At 67.2% G+C, this 20,506-nt stretch carries 13 protein-coding genes; 9 read left to right on the plus strand and 4 right to left on the minus strand.

Features of this window, described 5'->3' with window-relative positions; all coding sequences use genetic code 11:
• Positions 1-88: 88 nt before the first annotated feature.
• The gene (gene rlmN / locus EWH70_RS07990) at positions 89-1,195 is read left to right on the plus strand and encodes a dual-specificity RNA methyltransferase RlmN (protein ID WP_130474614.1); all 1,107 of its coding nucleotides are present in this window, start codon (positions 89-91) and stop codon (positions 1,193-1,195) included.
• 6 nt (positions 1,196-1,201) lie between these two features.
• Here the strand turns inward: rlmN and EWH70_RS07995 are convergent, their stop codons facing one another.
• Positions 1,202-1,801: a hypothetical protein gene (locus EWH70_RS07995; protein WP_130474615.1), complete on the minus strand. Its 600-nt coding sequence runs from the start codon at positions 1,799-1,801 to the stop codon at positions 1,202-1,204.
• Positions 1,802-1,992: 191 nt separating this feature from the next.
• On the opposite strand from EWH70_RS07995, the gene EWH70_RS08000 reads away from it, so the two are divergent.
• Genes EWH70_RS08000 through EWH70_RS08010 form a run of 3 tightly spaced genes read left to right on the plus strand, consistent with a single transcriptional unit; the run spans position 1,993 to position 4,782 of the window.
• Positions 1,993-3,057 (plus strand): sensor histidine kinase, encoded by a 1,065-nt coding sequence (locus EWH70_RS08000; RefSeq protein WP_130474616.1) that lies wholly within the window; start codon positions 1,993-1,995, stop codon positions 3,055-3,057.
• Positions 3,050-4,150, plus strand: coding sequence for a hypothetical protein (locus tag EWH70_RS08005; RefSeq protein ID WP_130474617.1), 1,101 nt, complete (start codon positions 3,050-3,052; stop codon positions 4,148-4,150). Before EWH70_RS08000 ends, EWH70_RS08005 begins: the two co-directional genes overlap by 8 nt.
• Positions 4,135-4,782, plus strand: coding sequence for a DNA-binding response regulator (locus EWH70_RS08010; RefSeq protein WP_130474618.1), 648 nt, complete (start codon positions 4,135-4,137; stop codon positions 4,780-4,782). Before EWH70_RS08005 ends, EWH70_RS08010 begins: the two co-directional genes overlap by 16 nt.
• Positions 4,783-4,897: 115 nt before the next feature.
• On the opposite strand, the gene EWH70_RS08015 is transcribed toward EWH70_RS08010, so the two are convergent.
• A complete protein-coding gene (locus tag EWH70_RS08015) occupies positions 4,898-7,093 on the minus strand; it encodes an ATP-binding protein (RefSeq protein ID WP_130474619.1) in 2,196 nt (731 codons plus the stop codon).
• 496 nt (positions 7,094-7,589) lie between these two features.
• Here EWH70_RS08015 and EWH70_RS08020 point away from each other — a divergent pair, with 496 nt between their 5' ends.
• Complete coding sequence (locus tag EWH70_RS08020) at positions 7,590-8,537, plus strand: hypothetical protein (protein ID WP_240686861.1); 948 nt, start codon at positions 7,590-7,592, stop codon at positions 8,535-8,537.
• A 5-nt stretch (positions 8,538-8,542) separates the two neighbouring features.
• Here EWH70_RS08020 and EWH70_RS08025 read toward each other — a convergent pair whose 3' ends face one another.
• Positions 8,543-9,718 (minus strand): SEFIR domain-containing protein, encoded by a 1,176-nt coding sequence (locus tag EWH70_RS08025; protein WP_165436198.1) that lies wholly within the window; start codon positions 9,716-9,718, stop codon positions 8,543-8,545.
• A 171-nt stretch (positions 9,719-9,889) separates the two neighbouring features.
• Here EWH70_RS08025 and EWH70_RS08030 point away from each other — a divergent pair, with 171 nt between their 5' ends.
• The 4 genes from EWH70_RS08030 to EWH70_RS08045 are packed head-to-tail and all read left to right on the plus strand — an operon-like array spanning position 9,890 to position 17,434.
• Positions 9,890-11,299, plus strand: coding sequence for an SEFIR domain-containing protein (locus EWH70_RS08030; protein ID WP_165436199.1), 1,410 nt, complete (start codon positions 9,890-9,892; stop codon positions 11,297-11,299).
• Between the two features lie 15 nt (positions 11,300-11,314).
• Positions 11,315-14,257 carry a DEAD/DEAH box helicase gene (locus EWH70_RS08035; protein WP_130474622.1) on the plus strand — a complete coding sequence of 981 codons (2,943 nt, stop codon included), beginning with the start codon at positions 11,315-11,317 and terminating at the stop codon, positions 14,255-14,257.
• A 32-nt stretch (positions 14,258-14,289) separates the two neighbouring features.
• Entirely contained in the window at positions 14,290-15,480 is a 1,191-nt protein-coding gene (locus EWH70_RS08040; protein WP_130474623.1) for a hypothetical protein, read from the plus strand.
• A gap of 58 nt (positions 15,481-15,538) precedes the next feature.
• On the plus strand, positions 15,539-17,434 hold the full coding sequence (locus EWH70_RS08045) for a hypothetical protein (RefSeq protein ID WP_130474624.1): 1,896 nt from the start codon (positions 15,539-15,541) through the stop codon (positions 17,432-17,434).
• A gap of 73 nt (positions 17,435-17,507) precedes the next feature.
• On the opposite strand, the gene EWH70_RS08050 is transcribed toward EWH70_RS08045, so the two are convergent.
• Positions 17,508-20,480 (minus strand): CARDB domain-containing protein, encoded by a 2,973-nt coding sequence (locus EWH70_RS08050; protein WP_130474625.1) that lies wholly within the window; start codon positions 20,478-20,480, stop codon positions 17,508-17,510.
• Between the last annotated feature and the right edge of the window lie 26 nt (positions 20,481-20,506).

Genomic DNA, 20,506 nt, shown 5'->3' on the forward strand with positions numbered 1-20,506 from the left:
TACTCACGATATATCGGAAGCGGTCGTCTGGCAAGTTGCCGGTGCGTGACCTGGGTCATCGGGGTGCCTGTGGGACACTTGACCTGCTATGACTTCGCTTCCCCTGGTTTTCGACGCGCCCAAGCGCGGGCTGCCGCCGCGGCACCTCGCCGACCTCTCGACGGCCGAGCGGGCCGAGGCGGTCGCCGAGCTCGGCGAGAAGCCCTTCCGCGCCAAGCAGCTGTCGAACCACTACTTCTCCCGGCTCACCGTCGACCCGGAAGCGATGACCGACATCCCGGCAGCGTCCCGGCAGCGGCTGGTCGACGAGCTGATGCCGCCCCTGCTCACCGAGATCCGGGCGGTGTCCTGCGACGACGGCACGACCCGCAAGACGCTCTGGCGCGCGCACGACGGCACGTTGCTGGAGAGCGTCCTGATGCGGTACCCGGACCGCGCCACGTTGTGCATCTCCAGCCAGGCCGGGTGCGGGATGGCCTGCCCGTTCTGCGCGACCGGTCAGGGCGGGCTGGACCGCAACCTGTCGACGGCGGAGATCGTCGACCAGGTCCGGTCGGCGGCCGCGGTGATGCGGGACGGGCTCATGCCCGGCGGGCCGGGCAGGTTGTCGAACATCGTCTTCATGGGCATGGGCGAGCCGCTGGCGAACTACAAGCGGGTGGTGGCAGCGGTCCGGCGGGTCACCGAGCCGGCGCCGTCGGGGCTGGGGATCTCGCAGCGGTCGGTGACGGTGTCGACGGTGGGTCTGGCGCCGGCGATCCGGAAGCTGGCGGACGAGAAGATGCAGGTGCGGCTGGCGGTGTCGCTGCACACGCCGGACGACGAGCTGCGGGACACGCTGGTGCCGGTGAACAACCGGTGGTCGGTGGACGAGGTTCTGGAGGCGGCGCGGTACTACGCGGACACGTCGGGCCGGCGGGTGTCGATCGAGTACGCGTTGATCCGGGACATCAACGACCAGCCGTGGCGGGCGGAGTTGCTGGCGAAGCGGTTGCGTGAGCACCTGGGACATCTGGTGCACGTCAACCTGATCCCGTTGAACCCGACGCCGGGCAGCAAGTGGGACGCGTCGCCGAAGCCGGTGGAGCGGGAGTTCGTGCGGCTGGTCAACGCGGGTGGCGTGGCCTGCACCGTGCGCGACACGCGGGGCCAGGAGATCGCCGCCGCCTGCGGTCAGCTCGCCGCCGAGAACTGACGACGTCTACCGCGGTTGTATGGCGGCGTAGAGCTGCCTGGCCAAGTCGGTCGCGCCCGTCCGGCATTGCTCGCTACGCGACGGGTCCTCGTTCTGGGTCGTGTACTGCACGCTCAATATGGCGTTCTCGTCGAGGAACTCGAGTATGCAGCTGGTCTTGTTTCTCTCGGGATCCGACCAGCGGGCCTCGGTCCCGACGCCAAGGTCGGTTATCCGCTCATCGCCCGGGAGTTCGAGTGCGGCGAAGCGGCCTTTGACGAAGGTGTTCGTGATCTCCCTGGTGTCAACGTTCCTGTCTTCCCCCATGATGTCCATCTTGAGGCTGACGTACGGCGCCTCATCGGTGGAGTTCCGATAGGTGCAGGTTCGAGTTGGGGTGATGCCCGCATCAGTCGACTTCTCGACCGGTGGCAGGCCGGACACAGCTTCCTTGATCGCCGCGCAGCTGGGCAGCTCGGCGGGGATGTACTTGATCGGCGGCTGAGATGCTTCCGACGCGGGTGCGGGCGCCGGCGAACGGCTGGGGCTGCCGCAGCCGCTGACCAGTGCCACGGCCAGCAGACCGAGAATCGACCGGCACCAGGCACGGTACGAACTGTTGGCCACCGGCGGAGCGTACCCGGACACACTCGGTGATGTGGCCGGATTCGTCACCAGCGCCCCGCCGACCCCGATCGCGTGACGGTTCGCCGAATCGGCGAACCCCCGGCCGGCCGGCTTTCTACAGTGGTGGCTCAACGCAGCTGGGGAAGGGAACGTTCGGGGTGCCGGGGCCGTGTCTGCAGCGCCTCCAGGAGGTGGCGTCGAGTGGTTCGTCCTGGCTCCGGGCTGCGCTCGTCGCCCTGTTCGGCGGCTTCGGCGCGGTGGGCCACTCGACGGCGGAAGTGCTCGTGGTCGTCTCGGTCTCCGGTGGCCTCGTACTCGCCTCCTGCTTCCACCGCCGGCTCCGCGCCGCGTCGCCGGGGGCCGCACCGCTGCTGAACGCCGCGCTCGTCGTTCTGCTGGGGTTGAGCCAGCTCGTCCTGGGCCCTCAGGCGGACGGCGGCTGGATCGTCGCGACGGCTTCCATCGTGTCGATCACCTGCTATTTCGAGTGGCCCGAACGTCCGTGGGCCGGACACCTGCTGGCCGTCGCCACCGTGGGGAGTTACGGCCTGGGGTGCGTACTCGGGGGCGGCCCGGTGCCCGCGCTCCCCGCGGGCCGGATGCTGGTGCAGGCGATGCTGGCGTTCCTCGGCCTGCTGGCGACCCGGCGGGTCGCGCGGCTGTTCGACGCGTTGTGTGAGCGGCAGCTGCGCCGGCGCAGCGCGGCAGCCGCCCTGCGGGCGCAGCGCGACGCGGACCGCGCCTATCTGGCGATGCTGCACGACACGGCCAGCACGACTTTCCTGATGGTGTCGACCGGCTCCGTCGCCGACGTCGGCTGGTTGCCCGGGCAGGCGCGCCGTGACCTGGACCTGCTCAGCACGCAGTGGGACCCCGGCCACGAGGTGGAGCTGTCCGGCATGCTGGCGACGCTCGACGAGCCGGGCCTGGACCTGCGGCTGCGGATCCAGGAGGACATGAACCTCCCGTCCGGCCCGGCCCTGGCGATCTTCCACGGCGTCCGCGAGGCGTTGCGCAACGTCCGGCACCACGCCGGGACCCGGGCCGCCACCGTCACCGCACACGAGCGCCGCGGGTGGGTCGAGGCCGTCGTGTCCGACAGCGGCAGGGGCTTCGACCCGGAACGGGTGCCACCGCACCGGCAGGGGCTGGCCCAGTCGATCCGCGCGCGTTCCACCGCGGCCGGTGTCGGGGTCGACGTCCGTTCCGCCCCCGCGGAGGGAACGACGGTTACCTGGCGGTGGCGACGTGACTGACGTCGACGCCGGACGGGCGAAGTATCTGGAGAAGCGGCTGCTCTTCGCGGTGCGGGTGGTGCTGCTCGGGGTGCCGCTGGTGATCCAGTTCGGCGTGTACGGCCTCCACTTCCTGGTCACACAGCCGGTGTACGGCGTCGAGCTCGCGATGTACCTCGTCCTGGCCGTCATCGGCGTCTCGGTGGCGGCGATCTCGCTGGCGAGGGGCAGGGTCCCGGCCGTGGCCAGGGTCGTCGGCGCGGTGGCGCTGCTGGTCTGCTCGGTCGTGCTGTCCGCGGTCCTGTCGCTGGACCCGGTCCCCAGGGCCGAGCACTGGTCGTTCAGCCTCATCGGCTGGTACGCGCTCGCGTTGCTGTTCGACACGCGGCTGTTCTGGTTCGCCCTGTTCGTCGTCGCCCACACCACGATCTCGGTGCTGCCGCTGGTGATCAACGGGATCACGGTCGAGGACTTCTCGGCGGTGGCCGTGATCGTCGTCGCGGTGTCGGGTTTCCAGGTCGGTGTCGCGATGAGCGCGCTCGCGGTGCGGCGGATCTCGGCGTCGGCCGCACAGCGCTCGCTGCGGCTGGAAGCGGCGGCCGTCGCCGAGGAGGCGGCCGCCGCCGCGGCCCGCAACCGCGCGTGGCGGTACGCCGACCTGCAGACGACGACCATCCCGCTGCTGGAGGGCTTCGCCAGGAACGAACTCGATCCGCGGGATCCCGGTGTCCGGCACCGGTGCGCCGTGGAGGCGGCCCGGATGCGCAGGCTGTTCGGCGAGAACGACAAGGTCGACGACAGGCTGGTACACGATCTGGGGGCGATCATCGATGTCGCGGAACGCCTCGGCGCCTCGGTACATCTATCCGTACGGGGCACTCCTCTGACGGTGCCCGAGCGGGTGCGTCACCAGCTGGTGGCTCCGGTGTCGGAGGCCGTCGTCTCGGCGAGGTCGGCGGTCAGGCTGACGGTGATGTACACGCCGGACCGGGTCAGGATCGGAGTCCGGTGCGCGGCGACGGACCCGTCGCCGGCGCCCGGCGCCGACGTGGAGGTCACCAGGTCGGTGCGGGACGGGCAGTTGTGGCTGGAGGTGTCATGGCGATCACGGTAGCCGTGGTGGACGACCACCCGGCGATCCTGGCCGGCGTGCGTGCCTGGTACGCCTGCACCGATCCGCCGATCGAGGTCGTCGCGGCGGGGGACTCCGTCAAGTGCGCGTGGATACCGCCGGGCGACACGGCCGACGTCGTGGTGCTCGATCTCAACGTCGACAACACCGTCACGTCGCACCACGGCACCGTCCGGCGACTTGTCGACGCCGGCCGCAAGGTCATCGTCTACACGATGCAGGACTCCGAGGAGATCGCGCTCAGCTGCGTCGAACTCGGCGTCCACGCGTTCCTGACGAAGGCCGAGGGCGAGGAACACCTCGTCTCCGCGACCATCGCCGCCGCCCAGGACCGGCCCTACGTCGCACCCGCCCTCGCCGGTGCGATGGCAGCGAACAGGCTGCCGCACTTCCCGCAACTGTCCGAACGCGAGTACGAGGTGCTGACCCTGTGGTTCCAGTGTGAGTCCAAGCAGATGGTCGCCGACCGGCTGGACATCACGACCAGGACCGTGGGCACCTACCTGGACCGCATCCGGGTCAAGTACGCGAACGTCGGCCGGCCCGCGCCGACGAAGGCGGCACTGCTCGCCCGCGCCATCCAGGACGGCATCGTCGACGTGGACGACCTGTGAGGCGCCCTCGCCAGGGTGTCTGCCCGATGACGAAGCGCCTGTCTGTCAGGAAGACGAACAGGGGACTGCCATCGCCCATGCACCGGGGCGTCGCGGGCGAAGGCAGGTCGACTCGTCAGCGGTATTCGCGGCGCACGCGAACCTCACCAACGGTTACCGGGTCCAGCCCGGGGTGGGTGTCATCGGCCTGAGCCCACAACACAACTGCTTTGTCGCGCAGGTCATCCGCAGCGGCGATATTCCCGAGCCCGGTGAAAGCGCGAGCCGTTTCGTAGTTGCTCCCGCACGCCCTCGCACGCGCGATGGCATCCCAGTACGCGGCAACCGCGAGGTCGGGCCGGCCGGCGTGGAACCATGCCCAGCCCAGACAGTTCTGGGTCATTGCGGCGTCGAGTGGCAGTCCGAGTGCCTCGAACGCAGGCAGGAGTTCGGTGGCGATCGCGATCGCTTCAGCTGTTTGTCCCAGCGCGGTGAGCACAAGAGCCACACCTCGGCGAGTGATCGCAGCGCTTCGCTGGTTGCCGGTACGGTCATAGTGAGCGACCGCGATTCGCAGGTCATGCAGTGCGTTGGTGTGATCGCCACGGTAATGGGCGACCCAGGCCCGGTGCGCTAGCGCCGTACAGCGACCGTGTTCGTCCCCGAACTGTTCGTAGATTTCCAGGGCTTCCTGATAGCAGACCGCGGCTTCGTCAATTTCACCGCGGTCGAGCAGTGCCACCCCGAGGTTGCTGGTAGTGGTTGCGAGCGCCCATTGGTCGCCGCTTGCCACGGCCGCTGTGCGGGCCCAGCGGTGTGTGGCGATCCATGCGTCCCACAGCTTGCCGGTGAAGAAGAAGCTGCGCAGGAAGAACGCCAATTGCCAGCAGCGCTCATGTTCCCCGCGCTCGGTGGCGGCTCGGCACATGGCCACCAGGTTCGGCCACTCGGTATGGAACCAGGCCAGCGCCATCTCGTCGTCGTCCAATCGGACGACCTCCGGGGCGTCGTCGAATCCGATGGCCGGTCGATAGCGACGTGGTGCGATCAACTGATCGGCGAGTGCGGCTCCTCGGACGGCGAAGCCGACAAGCCGGCGAAAGGCGGCTGTCCGGTCCGGGGCTGCCAAATTCGGGAGCATCACGTCACCCGCGAAGGTCCGCACGAGGTCGTGAAGCCGATATCGCGACTGCTCGTACTGGTCGAGCAGGTATCTGTTGTGAAGCCGGCCAAGCACCTGGTCGGCCTCCCGCAACGGAAGCCCGCTGAGAGCGCTCACAGCATAGAGGTCGAAGTCGCCGCCTGGATGAAGTGCGAGCAATCCGAGTAGCCGGGACTCGGCCGCGCTCAATTGCTGGACGGACAGTTGAAACGTCGCGGTGACGCTGCGCTCCCCGTCGTCCAGTTCGTCGAGCCGGTGGCGTTCTGCGGCGAGCCGCTGCTCCAGTTCGGCGAGATTCCAGGCGGGGCGAGTGCGAAGCCGGGCGGTGGCGATTCGGATGGCGAGCGGCAGCCTGCCGCAGTGCTCGGCGACACGGGCCGCGACATCATCGGGTGTTGCGTCGGCGAGGCGTGCCACGAGGTCGACAGCGACGGTCGTGGGTAGCACGCCGAGCGAAACGTGCTGAGCCTCGTCGATCGCGGCGAGCCTCGAACGACTCGTGATCAACACACGGCATTTCGGTTCGGCCGGAAGGAGCGGCCGAACCTGAGCCGCATTGGCGGCATTGTCCAGAACCAGCAGCATTGTGCGTCCGCGTAGACATGACCGGTACAGTGCGGCCCGATCGTCCGGATCGGCTGGTACCAGGTCCGGAGCCACGCCGAGCAGCCTCAGCAGGCGATCGAGCAGCGACGCGGGCGTAGCCGTGTCCGCATCACTGCCCTTCAGATCCAGGAACAGGCAGCCGTCGGGAAACCCGGCTTCGAGCCGGTGGGCACACCGGACAGCGAGCGCGGTCTTACCGACGCCGCCGAGTCCCGAGACCACGCAGACTCCGCCATCGGTTGCGAGTATTCGCCGGACGAGATGCAGTTCCTCAACCCGCCCGACGAAGTCGGTGGTCAGCGGCGGCAGGCCTGCGGGCTTAACATCCGACCGCGACCGACGCCGGGAGGCCCGGCCAGGCAGCAACGAACCGAGTGTGCCGGCACCGCCGAGGACGGATTCGCACAGAGCTGCAAGGGCTGCGTTCGGGGCTGCCAGTCCGGTCTCGACCTTGCTCAGGTAGCCCTTGCTGTAGTGGGTACGCGTGGCAAGCTCAGCCAACGACAGACCGGCCTCCCGTCGCAGTCTTCGCAGCTCGGCACCGAATGTCGCTCGTTCAGTCATCGGACCCCACCCTCGTCGGCCATCGATTATGGCCGTACGTACTCTCGTCAGGCACCGGCCGAGTCCGGAGGACCGGCCGGCGCCCGACGTACCGCTTCGCGGTCCTGGCATTCCGACCTCACCTCGCGGCGAGAGTGAGCAGGGCCAGGATCAGCTCGAGTACGTGGGTCTGCATGTCATTTCACCTCCGTTCCGGAGAAGGCCAGTCGGAGGAGCCAGGAAACCGGACACTCGACCTTCATTGCGACTCCTCTTGGGCGAAACAAACTCGTGCGGAATAGTGGACTATTTGCCGTGATGTAACCGATGGATCCGTGAACTCGTCGGTTCATTCAAAGAATGAGTTGCTCGTGCGGAAAAAACAATGGGTTTCCTGTTTCCTGTATCTTCCGGCCCGGGGAAGCGCCAGGGCCCGATCGCGAACAGTGATCGACTGGACACGGCGTGCTCCGGTGGACGAAGATGCTCTCGTACGTGCGCCTGCTTGGGAGGACTGGTGAACGTCACCGTGACGGACGTCGTGAAAGAGCTGAAGCTGCTCCGGCGCGGAAGAGGGCTATCGGACGTGCAGGTCGACAAGCGAGTCGGTCCGGCCCTGCGGGTGCTCTGCCACATCGCTGACGATGACGGCGTGGCTGAGATCCGGAGCAAGGTTTCGACGCATCTGCGTTCGTTTAGCGCTCCACTGCCGGACGATCTGCGTACGGCTGTGCTCGTTGCGTTCGACCTGCACGAGCAGGCGCGGGACCGGTTCTACCAGGATCGTGTGCGCTGGGCCGCCGAGGAGCTGAATCGGGACGCGCGTACCGTCCGGCGGCGGATCGATGACGGCATCCTGCAGCTGGCCCAGTTCGCGGTCGCGGCTATCACTCCGGCGGGCCCGGTCGGGGCCACCGACGGCTGGCATACAGAGGAGTTGCGGGTGTCACTGGCGCTGGATCAGCCCGTGGCGGAAGCCTTCGAGTTCCGGAGGATCGTCGCCGACTCTCAGGAGATCAGTGAGCTGGATCTTGCCTTGACATTGACCCCACCGGATGACCGAGACGGCGCCGGCGAGATCTCCGGCCTGGAAGTGGACGTATTCCATGGCGGAACGCTCATCGACCAGGTACCGGAGTCCAGCGACCGTGCCGGATTGGTGCTGCGGCTACCGTCGGTCCTGGGGCGGGGAGAGCAGCATGACGTCGCGTTACGGTACCGGGCCGCGCTGCGGTACCCGCACTACGTCTGCGTGCCGCGACGGCCCGTGGGCCAGTTCGACCTGCACGTTCGGTTCGCGCGGCCGGTACCGGACCAAGTCGTCCGGCTGGACAAGGTGTTCCAGGAGGACGCGAGGAACCGCTCCGTGCATGGAACGATGCTGACACCCGACGAGTCGGGAGAGGTGCACGTGCGATTCCGAGGACTGGTTCCGGGCTTCGCCTACGGTGTGCGCTGGCAGTGACCACCTCACTGCCGCAACACGCTGGCCACGCGGGCGACGAGCTCCTCAGCGACGTCACGGGTGAACCGGCGCAGATCCGTGATGGTGACGGTCTCGTCCGCGTCGAAGCGGATCTCGGCTGCTCGGCCGATTGGAAAGATTGCCTGGGTGGCGGGGGCTTCGCTCAGCCTGCCGAGGCGGACCATGTCCGTCGGGGCCAACCCGATCGCCGGAGCGAACGCCGTCGGCAGGGGGAGGGGTACTTCCAGCAGCAGGTCCAGGCGGTTGGATAACTGGACTGCTTGGTCGTCCCGGTCGAAGATCGAGCCGAGTGTCGCTGGTGGCACGGGGAACCAGCAGGTCCGCTGCCCGTTGCGATGGACGACGATGCCGCGTCCGCCGGCGTGAGGGTTCCCTGATCGAGTCCAGGCGAGCTGATCGGTGGAGTCGACGATCAAAGCCTCGGTGGATGAGAAGACTTTCCTGGATCGTCCCAGGTCGGGCAGCTGGTCACGGACGGTTTCGAGCTGCCCTACCCCGAACCGGGTCGCCTCGGCCGGAATCAGATGGAGTTCCACGGTCGGCTGCGAGTGCGGGCGCTCGTGGAACAGCTCTCCTCGCCACACGACCGGCAGAGGCGATGGCAGCGGGGTCCAGACCGGGCCGCCGGCGGACGCCCCCGTCGGAGCCCCCGGTCCGCTCAATGGAGGCAGAACGATCGGCTCGCCTAGCGGCGGGCGAATATGCCGTGGCTGTTTGGTGATGGTGCGAAGCAGGCCTTCCGCGCCTTCGGGGCTCAACGAATCGACGTTGTAATGGCTGGCCGCGTGAGGTTGGAGAAACCGCGGGATTCCGTCCTTGCTCTGCCCGGGTAGAACCACCGGAAGGATTCTCTTCGACCAGGTCGCCCGGTCCTCCTGCAGGGAGTCACGCAGCATTGCCGCCTCCCATTGACCACCGAGGTTGCGGTCGTTGGGGCCGGTTCCGTCACCCATTCGCCGGTAACCCTCGGACGCGACCACGATGACGTAGTCGCATTCGGTCAGGTGTCGTATAGCCCAGGCGCCCCAGTCCTGCCGCTCCCACACCCACTCGTCGAGGACGGCGTCGATTCCGCAGTCGATCAGGAAGGTCGCGAAGTCGAGGACCACCTGCTTATGGGCATCGCTGTCGTGAGTGTAGGAGACGAAAACGGACGTCACGGCGGCGAACCTTAGCAAGCACAACGCTCGGGAGCGCGCTTCGGGCGGAGATACCGAAACTGGACAGATCAAGGACAGTTCTCCCGCTGTCCGGCGTACGGACTATTGGTACTGGCATGGTGCGTGCTTTCGTTTGATCAAGGCCGACGCCGAGGGAGGGGACGGTTCACCGTGTCGCAGCCGGGGGGCGCCGCGGGCTCGCCGCGAGTGTTCGTCTCCTACGCGCGGGAGTCGGAGGAGCACAAGCGGCTCGTCATCGAGTTCGCCACCCTGCTGCGGGTGGATGCCGGCATCGACGCACGGGTGGACGTGTGGGAGGCCGACAGCAGGCGTGACTGGGTCGCATGGGCGTGTGAGCAGTTCAAGCACGCTGACCTGATTCTCGTAATCGCCTCACCCGCGTACGGCCGTACGGCCGGGGGCGGCAGGACCGAACTGGAGCAGCGGCTGCTCAACGACAACCTGGCGCGGAACCTGTCGGCTGCCACTCGCCGCATCCTTCCGGTCGTGCTGCCAGGAAGATCCGTCGACGAGATACCGGACGTGCTGTGCGGTCATGCCACGGACCGCTACGTCATCAGCGAGCTCAACCTCGACGGCCTCGCCGACCTCCTGCGCGCGGTGCACGGCTCGCCTGCTCACGTGATGCCGCCGTTGGGTCCGCTCCTGCCGCCTGTTCCTGGCGCGGACCCCGTCATGGTGGCGAGGTCACCGGCACCGGTGGAACCAGGCTCCCTGCTGCGTCCGGGTACCGAGACGGAGGTCGGTCAACACCGCTATCTGGTGCATGACGAGGGTTTCCGCGAGCAGGCGACACCGGACGGGGCAGCGGCGCGACGCGAGGCCCGTGCGCTGCGAATCGGCCCGCCTCACGAGCTCGTGTGGTTACGGCAGGTGGAGGTGCGGCAGGAGACCGCGGCGGCCAGGGCCGCCGCCGACGCGCTGGTCCGCGAACATGATCTCCTCTCCGCGCCCACGGGCCGTGGCCCGGGGATGCCGGAGTTGCTGGGACTCGACACCGAGCAGCACACGACCCTCGTGACCCGGTGGCCCGAATCCAGCCGTACCGGTGGTCCCTGCGACACGCTCGCCACCTTTCTTCCGGAGGACAACGAGGTCGTCGACCCGCTGAGAACCGGACGGTTGTTCCGTGCGATCGCAGGTCTGTGCGGTGTCGTCGCGACGATGCACGACCACGGCCGTCCGCACCGCTGGTTGGAGCCGGAGTGCATGATCAGATTGGACGACGGCAGCCTGGTACTGCGTGACCTCGGCCTCGCCGCCACCGAGTATCGGCGCGGTGAGGGGCCGTCGAGATACCGAGCACCCGAGCAAGGCAGGCGCGCACCGGGCGGGGTGGGTCCGTGGACCGACGTCTATCAGATCGCCGCCGTTGCCTATCACCTGGCGACCGGTAACCCGCCCGCTCTCTGGACTCCGGTGCCGGTCGGTGGGCGGACCACGACGCTGCCGTCGGCGGTGAGCCGGGTGATCGACGCCGCGCTGACCACCGATCCCGCACGCCGGCCGGACATTCGTACTTTCGCGGCCGCACTCGAATGGTCGCCAGGACAACGGTGACAGGGAGGTTCCCGGTTGTTCGTCGACGTAGCTCTGCCCGGTCCGATCGCCCTGGTCCCAGCCCGGCAGCTCGACGCGAAGCTGCAGAAGCAGACGGCTGACTGGCCGGGATCGGTGCCGAACGGCGTTACGCAGGTCGCCGCCGACCTGAACCGCGATCCACGTGGCGTACCCGCGACGCTCAGCGAGCCGCGGAAGGGAGGGGGCTCTCGTAGTTTGCGCCTCTACACCCGCACCTATGTCGTGGTGCTGTACGCGAGCCGGGAAGGCGACGCTTACACGGTGGCGGCGATCAGTCCGCTCGGCCTCCGGGATCACGACACGCTGGCGCGGGGTTGCCTGTTGCTGCGTTCGAGCTGGTCACCGGTGGCCGAGCTACGGCTCGTTCCCCGTGGCTCGCACGCGCGGTGGGATCGTATCCAGCAAGGCTGGAGCGTGCTGGTTCAGCGTCTGGGTGGCGAACAGGTGCTGCCGACCCGGAATGCCAAGCACCTGGATTTCCTCGACACGCTCGATCGCCTCATCGACAAGACCCAGGAAATCACCGGGGGCCGTTCCGCGGGTGAGCCTGGCTACCCTCACCGTTCGGTCGAGCCCGTCGGGGAGCGGCGGTACACCGGTTCCGCGTTCTACGCCTTCCAGCTCGTCGGCGATCGTGTGCCCGAGCGAAACCGCTTCGTCGCGGTGCGTGGTGAATCGGGGCGGCGTGGCCAGGTCGTTCGCGCGGAAGCCGCTCGGGTAGTCGTCCGGTTCGACGGTTCGGTCGACTGGGCGCAGCTGCCACAGCAGGGGCAGCTGGAAGTAACCACCAGCAACATCGTTTTCACGACCCAGCGTAAGGCGGTCGAAGCGCTCCGGACGGGTCAGGCGCGAAACCGGTCCTTGCTTTCGGTGTTGGTCGACCACCAGGTACGAGCGCTGGAGGTCGTACCGGACACGCCGGCCGAGGAACTGGATGAGGACCAGATCGAGGCATTTCGGAGGGCGCTCGGGGTGCGGGACATGCTCGTGGTTCTGGGGCCGCCGGGCACGGGGAAGACCCGTACGATCAGCCAGATCGCGCGATCTTGTGCGGTGACGCCGGGCAGGGGACCGGTTCTGGTCGCATCCCACACGAACAAGGCCGTGGACAATGTGCTCGCCAAGCTGTCACGAGATGTCGTCGTGGTGCGGGTGGGCAACGAGGGCAAGATCGATCGGGACGGTATCCCGTTTCTGCTGGAGCGACAGGCCGCCGAGTTGCGCGAAGAGATCACCAGAAGCGTCGGCGAAGCGCTGCGTGGGTATCGGCAGCTCCCGCTCGCACGGCAATGGGCCGACGAGCTCGCCCGCCGGATCGGAGCACTGGCCGCGGCACTCGCCACCGCAACTGTGGCCCAGGAAGAGCTGGAGCGGGTACGTCGTGCTGTGGGCGGTCCTGCTCAGGCCAGGGTCGAGACGCTCTCAGCAGAGGTGGTCCAGCAGGAACACCAGGTCCGGCGCCACGCCGCGCGGCTCGAGCGTGTGATGCGGCGTGACGCCAGAGCCTCCGCCCGGCGATGGTGGCCTCCGCTCGCCGGATGGGCACGTGCGGCACGACGGGCTCGGGTACGGCGAATCGAGGCGAGAAGGGCCGACCTCGCCGGGGCAACCGAACTTGCGGCGAGACAACGTGCGGCCATCGCGGACGCCCAGCGGACGGCGCATGCGATGACACGGGACGACCCGCGGGTGCGCGCGGCCGATCAGGAGCTTCACCTCGCACAGCAGCACGTGGCGGAGGCAACTGCCGGGGTCGGCGAGGCGCGGTCGGTGATCGGTACCGTGATCGCCCCCGTCGCCAACCTGCCGGAGAGCGCGACCGGCGACCCGGCGACCGCGGTGCGGAACCTGTGGGCTCTGCACACCTGGATAGGTCAGCAGCTGGATGTGCTGGAAGGCCGGGCGAAGCTGCTCACCGAGTGGAGTAAGGAGATCTCCGGTGAGGTCGAGCAACTGTATCCGGAACTGATCAGGTACGCCGACGTCATCGGGGCTACCTGTGTCGGTGCGGGGTCGCGCGACGAGATCGCGGAGGTCGAGTTCGATCTGGCGATTGTCGACGAGGCCGGGCAAATCGGCACTGCCGACGTTCTCGTGCCGCTCGCCCGGGCGAAGCGTTCGGTACTCGTCGGAGACCATCGGCAGCTTCCGCCCTTCCTGGACACCGATGTGGGCGAGTGGGGCGTTGGCACCGGTGACGAGAGGATCCGCACGCTGCTCACCACAAGCGCCCTCGAGATACTCGTCGACGAGTTGCCCGCCAGTCACGTCGTGCGGCTCACCCGGCAACGACGTATGCCGCGCGTCATCGCGGATTTCGTCTCCGACATGTTCTACGGTGGAACGTTGCGGACGACGGTCGAACGAGCCCATGACCCTTCGTTGTTCGCCAGTCCGCTGGCATTCGTCGACACCTCCGGCCTGCCGCAGCAGCATCGCAACGAGTCGCCGGCGCCGCGGGCGAACGGGCAGCGGCGTGGTTGTGTCAACCACGCCGAAGCGCAGATGCTCACGATGCTCGCGGAGTATTTCCACCGGCGCGGGGTCGAATGGGCGCTGATCGTCCCGTATGCCGCACAGGCGGAGTTGATCTCGACGACCCTCCGCGAACAGCTGGGTGCACCGGACACGGTCGACAGCAGCGTCGGTACGGTCGACTCGTTCCAGGGCGGTGAGCGCGATGTTGTGCTGTACGGGTTCACCCGGAGCAATTCAGCCGGCAAGGTCGGCTTTCTCGATGAGTTACGACGTGCGAACGTCGCGTTCACCAGGGCTCGCCGGCAACTCGTTCTGGTAGGTGACATGCACATGCTGTTGCGCGCCACGAACGACCGGTTCAGGAGGTTGGCCCGCTCACTGCGCGACCATGTGGCCGCCACTGGCGACGTCCACAGGTACGCCGAGCTGGTCGCCACGCTGGAAGGGTTGCGAGAGTGAGTCGCCGAACGAACTTGATTTCGTACCCGCCGGTGCGTGCGCTGGAGGACGTCGCCTTCGGTCGAGATCTGCAGCCGACGAGCCTGTTTTCTCTCCTGATGCCGATCTGGCAGGTGGAGATCAAGGCCACCGTCACCGAAGGCAGGGACTACGGCTTGATCGACCGGTTCGTCGAACGTGGTATCGCCGAAGGCGGATTGCACACCGCTAAGGACCTGGCACGGTTTCTCGCGCTGGACGAGCCGCTCGTCGACCGGGCGTTACGCTTCCTGGAGCAGGTCGGTCACCTCACGAAGCAGCACGATCGGTTCGCACTCACCGAGCTCGGACTGCGATCACACCGAGACCACGTGTGCTACGTCATCGAGCGGGAAGATCGTCGGAAGCTGTACTTCGACGCGTTCAGATCCCACCCGCTCGGAAGGGCTTACTACGACCCCACGGTCGTTTCGTTGCTGACGGTTCCACAGGTGAAGGCAGCGACTTCAGCCAATGGCGGCGGCAGGTTCCTGATGCTCTGGTCGACGAACGGGTTTCGGCGCCAGGCGCTGGCGGAGCTGGCGAACCACGCCGACCGGGACCGGTATAACCTGCCCGCCCGTATCGACCGGCCGGAGAGTCTCGGTGAGCAACTCGTCTACCTGCCCATTTACGCCATCCGTGCGGTCGACCAGCGTGGGCGTACGCATTACTTGGCCTACAGCCAGGTCGCGGACACCGCGGACATGGACCTGAGCGAGTTGTGCCAGACGACACCGGAGATCTTCCAACTGCTGGAACGCGAGGATCTTGTCGCGCGTCCAGACCTTCAGCGGGATCGGATCGCGGAATGGCTTCACCGGAACGAGGTCGATACTTGCCGACCTACACAGCTCGACCAGGGTGGGTGGCAGGTCGTGTTGCCGGCCGAGGCATTCGAACCGGCAGGAAAGATACCGCTGAATACCTTGGGCGCATACGCCGTGTTGCATGGCTGTGTACTACGTGTGCTCTGTGAGGACGAGCTGAGCCGTAAACGTGGTTTGCTCGCTCGTACCAACTCCTACCTGACCGCCTACTCGCGCGTCACCACAGACGAGCTCAGCCGCAGAATCGGTCGCGTCGCTCGTCAGCTGGGACTGCCGACCGCTTTGTCCGCCGTTCGGGCGATAGCGCTCGAGGTGGGCGACACCGACCTGGCAGGCCGGCTTGGCGAGCGAATTGCCGATCCCATCGGACCTTAGGACACTCGAGTTTGAACTGGACAATTCATGGTCAATAACCGCATGATCGCCCGATCGCATGGCGATCATCGCGATGGGTATCTACATTTCCTGTGCTATGACTACGCACGAACCCGAGGTCTCACGTACGTTGCGGCTGGGGGAACTGAGGCCGTACCTGACGGTCATCTTGCTGGAGGCGACGGCTGACGATCCGGAGCGCGCCTTCGATGCGTTGCAGAGGTTCTTGCGCAAGAGCGCCCGTGATCGGGGAAGAGCTGACGAGGTTCGAGTGCGAGCCGAGGTTTCTTTGACCGGAACAGACTTGGTCGACGATCTCGGCACTGTGCGTGAACTGGGATTCGATGAGCTGTACGGTAGCGTTCGCGAGTTGAAGCGAAGCCCTACCTGGACTGATCCGGACTCCGGCTACGTCGACGTAATTAACGAGCTGTCCCTGGCGGTACGACGGAACAACATGGTGGCGGTCTGCGCGGCCTTCCCGACTGAGAACGGCTTCGGCCGGTGGATCCATCGGAGTGCTGCGCCGTTCCGGTTCGTCCCGCCGAACCTGCTCGCTGGTGCGTTTCGCGGTGACGGTAGGCGGTTGTGGCTGCGTGGTGTGCACCGTCGCCGGACGACCAAGGCGGACAGCAAGGCGCTCGGAGGTTTGCGGCTCCAGGACTCGCTGACTCCGATCGAGGACGGAACATACGCGATGACCGCCGCCAAGCTCACCTACGTTCCCGACGACGAGCGTGCTGTGCTGCGCGATCTCGTCACCATCTCGCCCGGTAGTTCGAAGATCTCGTGGAAGCGCACACCACACATCGCGATGTTTCTCGCGGCCGTGGGCGAGGCCCTGGACGTCATCGAGAAGGCGCTGGTCGCCGATGAGGACCCGGTTTCGGAGTTTCCCGCTCTGGCGGTACAGGAGACCGACCTCAGCCGCGTGTGGGGTGCCTACGAGGTGCTTGTGCCGGATCCCGACGAGGTGCGCGGAGAACCCGACGGCGACGAAGAGAGCGTCGAACGTGCCGAGTACCTGCGTTCGGTCGTCATCGATGTGCGCGGGGAGCCGTCCTCGGGGCGGGCGCTTGTCGATGTCGGCCACGACGGTGCTGTTGCCGGAACACTGGCGGTCAAGCCGGTCGCGACGACCAGCGGCGTCGTCCGGCTCGACGTGCGCTACCACGGAGAGCCTTCGGCCGAGGCGGTGACCCGTGAGGTGAAGGAGGCCATCGGCGATGGCGACCTCATCAGCGTCTATTACGAGTCAGGACACCACTTCAACGGACACCAGGTTGTCAAAGAGAGGCTGGTGAGCACGCCGTTCCGCAACGTCGAGTTCGAGGATTTCTGCGGATACTCGATCACGAAGGAGAAGCCCGCTGTTCGAGGCGATCAGTTGATTCACGACGCGATTGCCCAGGAAGGCGACAATTCGTTGTTCGCCTGGGTGGTCCGATCCTTCGGTGGTGACTGGCTGCTCTGTGACGATGGTGCGGGCGAGCTGGCTGATTTCCTGCACCTCACGGACAAGGGAACGCTCACCGCCATCCACGTCAAGGCAGCACGGAGCAGCAGCCCCGACCGGCGTATCGCGGTTCAGCCGTTCGAGCAGGTCGTGACGCAGGCGGAGAAGAACGTTCGGCTCCTCGACAACGACGTATTGCTGACCAGACTCGCCACGCCGCGCATCGAGAATCCCGCAGCCTGGCATGCCGGCCAGCGGATCACCTGTGCACAGTTTGTTCAGCAGCTGCGCCTTCGAGTGGCGGCCGATCGAACCAATGTCCTCATCATTCAGCCGCACCTTCGTCGTGAGCCGTACCTACGGGCACGAGACGACGCCGCGTCGGGTAAGACCACCAGGGATACCAACAGTCTCGCCCTCCTCGACAACGTCCTGCACACCACTCGTCGAACCGTGATCGGCCTCTGGGACGAGTTGAGTGTCATCGGTTGCCGCTGACGCCCGTCCGCATTGACACCTCGGTTGAGGACCGGGGGTCACGGGCGGGCGCTCAGCCCGTGACCCCCGGGAGTCACCAGGCCCGCCGGGCCGGTGTGGAGACCGGCATGGTCCCGTTCGACACCGCGGGTGCCGAGCCGGATCCGCCGTTGAAGACGAAGCCCGAGCCGGGTTCCTTGACGATGTCGCCGTTCTTGGAGTTCGTGATCGTGACGTTGGTCAGCGTCGCGCTGCCGCGGGCGCCACCCATCGCCAGGATTCCGGCTCCGTTGTTGGATTTGTCGATTTTGACGTTGGTGATCGCCACCCCGGGCATCTCCCCGCCGCCGGTCTTGAACTGGATACCGTCGTAGGTGGAGTCGTGGATCTCGGTGTCCCGGATGGTCACCCCGGGAATGGGATGCCCCTGCGGGAACAACGTGATCGCACCGAATTTCTGCTGCCCGCCCCAGAACGCGCCGCCGGTGCGGTAGAGCGCGTTGCCGGAGATGAGCGTCTGCCCGGAGAAGGGCAGTGGCGAGTGGTCGGTCGCCAGCATGATGCCCGGGTAGTTCATCGTGTCGTGGATGACGTTGTTCTCGATCTTGTTGCCGTAGCCTCCGTACACCGCGACCCCGTTGGCGCGCCAGGGAAGCTGGATGGTGTTGTTGAGGAACTGGTTGCTGTGCGCGATGTCGGTGCCCGGGTCCTTGACGTACTGGTTGGCCCACACCGCCAGCGAATCGTCGCCGGTGTTGCGGAAGGACGAGTTGAACACCTTGGAGTTGCGGGAGCCGTTGGTGAAGTTGACACCGTCGGCGTAGGTGTTGCGGATGCGCACGTTGTTGAACTCCAGCCCGTCGGCCGGGCCCCACAGTTCGGGGATGTTGCTGTAGTCGCGGCCCACCCAGGCGCCGACGTTGGCGTGCTCGATCCAGACGTTGTTGATCTTGGTGCCCTTGCCGAACCGGCCGTTGAGGCCGACCCCGCCCTCGGCACCGCCGTCACCGCCGCGGATCCGGCCGGAGCCGAAGATGGCGATGTCGGAGATCTGGGTGTTGCCGTCGATGTCGAACCCGAAGTTGCCCTCGTGCGGGTGGTTGATGCTGCCCGGCTGCTTGTGTGGCTCGATCAGGCTGTACAGCTGGGAGTGCCACATCCCGGCACCGCGGATCGTGACGTTGCTGATGCCGACCTGGTTGTGCTGACCGCGGTTGAGCGGGTCGTCGGTGAGGATCTTCTTCTCCTGCCGCCACTGCCCGGCCGGGATCCACACGCAGCTGATGACGCCGTTCTGGTCGTCGGTCACGGCCTTCTGGATGGCCTCGGTGTCCTCCTGGCCGTCGTTGGGTACGGCGCCGTACTCGGTGATGGACTTGCACTCGGCAGGCTTCGACGCGGGCGGCGCGACCTGCTCGAGGTCGATCAGATCGATGATGTAGAACGCCGCGTCGTCACCGGCGTCGCGCTGCAGGCGGAACTTGGTGCCCGCCGGGTAGGACTTCTCCAGCAGCGCGTGCGACTCGTCGAACAGCCTGCGGGCGTCCGCCTGCGGGCTGTTGGTCAGGCCTTCCGGGTCGTCGGTGTTGCCGTAGAGCCAGCTGTGCTTGGACGACAGGTTCAGCTTCCGCACGAACGTGCCGTCGGCGTAGAGGCTGATCGTGGCGTCGATGCCGCCACCACCCGGGGCGTCCGGGATGGAGTTGCGCACGACGATCGAGTTGGCCTCGTTCGCCGAGGTGAACTCGACGTACTGGCCGGTGCTGTTCAACCGGACCGACTTGCGGCCCGACGACTCGGTGCCGAAGTTGGTCTTGCCGTGCGTCCGCAGCGGGTCGGCCTCGATCAGGGTGCCGTTGTGCTGGCCCGCTTCGGCCTCGTACTCGACGTAGGGCAGCGCCGCGCCCCTGCCGACGACGATCGGCTGCGCGAAGCCGTTGTTGGTCTCGTTGGTCTCGGCGACCGTGCCGGTGGCGTCCGCGGTCGCGGTCAGCGTGGCGCCACCCGCGGTCGCGGTCCAGTTGCCGCTGACGGCGACGTTCGCCGTGGCACCGGCCGCGATCGGGCCGGTGTCGGTGTTCAGCGTCGTGCCGCCGGCGACCAGCCGGGTCACCGAGGCGCCTGCCTCGGTGGTGCCGCGGTTGCGCACGGCCACGGTGAACTTGACCGGCGAGCCGACCGCCGGGTTCGACGGGTTGGCGGTGATCCCGGTTACCTCCAGGTCCGGGCCGGGTGCCTGCTTGACCACCAGCGGGGACTGCGTGGTGAAGCGGTTGTTGGTCTCGTTGGTCTCGCTGACCTTGCTGCCCGGGTCGACCACGGCCGCTACCGGGTAGCTGCCGGCCGGCCGTGGCGGTGCCTCGAACGTCACGGTCGCCGAAGCTCCCGCTTCGAGCGGGCCGACCGGCGCGCTGCCCACGACCGTGCCACCCACCGTGAAGTCCACCGTCGTCGCGGCCGCCTGCGCCGATCCGGCGTTGCGGACCGTGGCGGACAGGGTGACCGGCTTGGTCTCGTCCGGATCCGCCGGTGTCCAGCTCGCCGACGTGACGGTCAGGTCCGGATTGGGCGCCGGGGTACCCAGTACCTGCAGCTCGCCGACCTGGCCGCCGGGGGCACCGGTGTTGGCGAAGAACTGCAGCCGCAGGTCCGACGCGCGCTTGCCGACCGGGATAGTGACCGTGTTCTGGTTGCCGGACGGGCTGAAGGCGTAGTCGGCCCGGGGGCGCAGCGTCGTGAAGTCGCCGCCGCCCTCACGGCCGAGGACCTCGATGTTCTGGGTGCGCGGGCCCCAGATCGGGTCGGGGTTGAGCTTGACCACCACCGACCCGACGTCGGCACTCGCCCCCAGCTTCACCGTCAGCGTCGACGGGAAGCCGGGGGCGGACTCCCAGTACGTGCCGACGTTGCCGTCGTTGGCGTTGGCGGCGACGAACTGGAAGACGGTGGACGACGCCTCGACGGGTTTCCCCGCGGCGAGGTTCGTGTCCTGGGCGTGGGCGGTGGTCGTGAGCCCGGCCGTGGCCACCAGCGTGGCCAGTGCGGCACCGAGCAGTTTCCGTTTCATGTTCAGGAGACCCTTCGTCGTCGGAG

It is taken from the genome of Amycolatopsis suaedae, from assembly GCF_004214935.1.
GTDB lineage: Bacteria > Actinomycetota > Actinomycetes > Mycobacteriales > Pseudonocardiaceae > Amycolatopsis > Amycolatopsis suaedae.

Excerpts from the sequence above, each read along its gene's own strand:
- rlmN (WP_130474614.1), top strand. The coding sequence starts at position 89 with ATGACTTCGCTTCCCCTGGTTTTCGACGCGCCCAAGCGCGGGCTGCCG.
- EWH70_RS08010 (WP_130474618.1), top strand. The coding sequence starts at position 4,135 with ATGGCGATCACGGTAGCCGTGGTGGACGACCACCCGGCGATCCTGGCC.
- EWH70_RS08015 (WP_130474619.1), bottom strand. The coding sequence starts at position 7,093 with ATGACTGAACGAGCGACATTCGGTGCCGAGCTGCGAAGACTGCGACGG.
- EWH70_RS08045 (WP_130474624.1), top strand. The coding sequence starts at position 15,539 with ATGGCGATCATCGCGATGGGTATCTACATTTCCTGTGCTATGACTACG.
- EWH70_RS08050 (WP_130474625.1), bottom strand. The coding sequence starts at position 20,480 with ATGAAACGGAAACTGCTCGGTGCCGCACTGGCCACGCTGGTGGCCACG.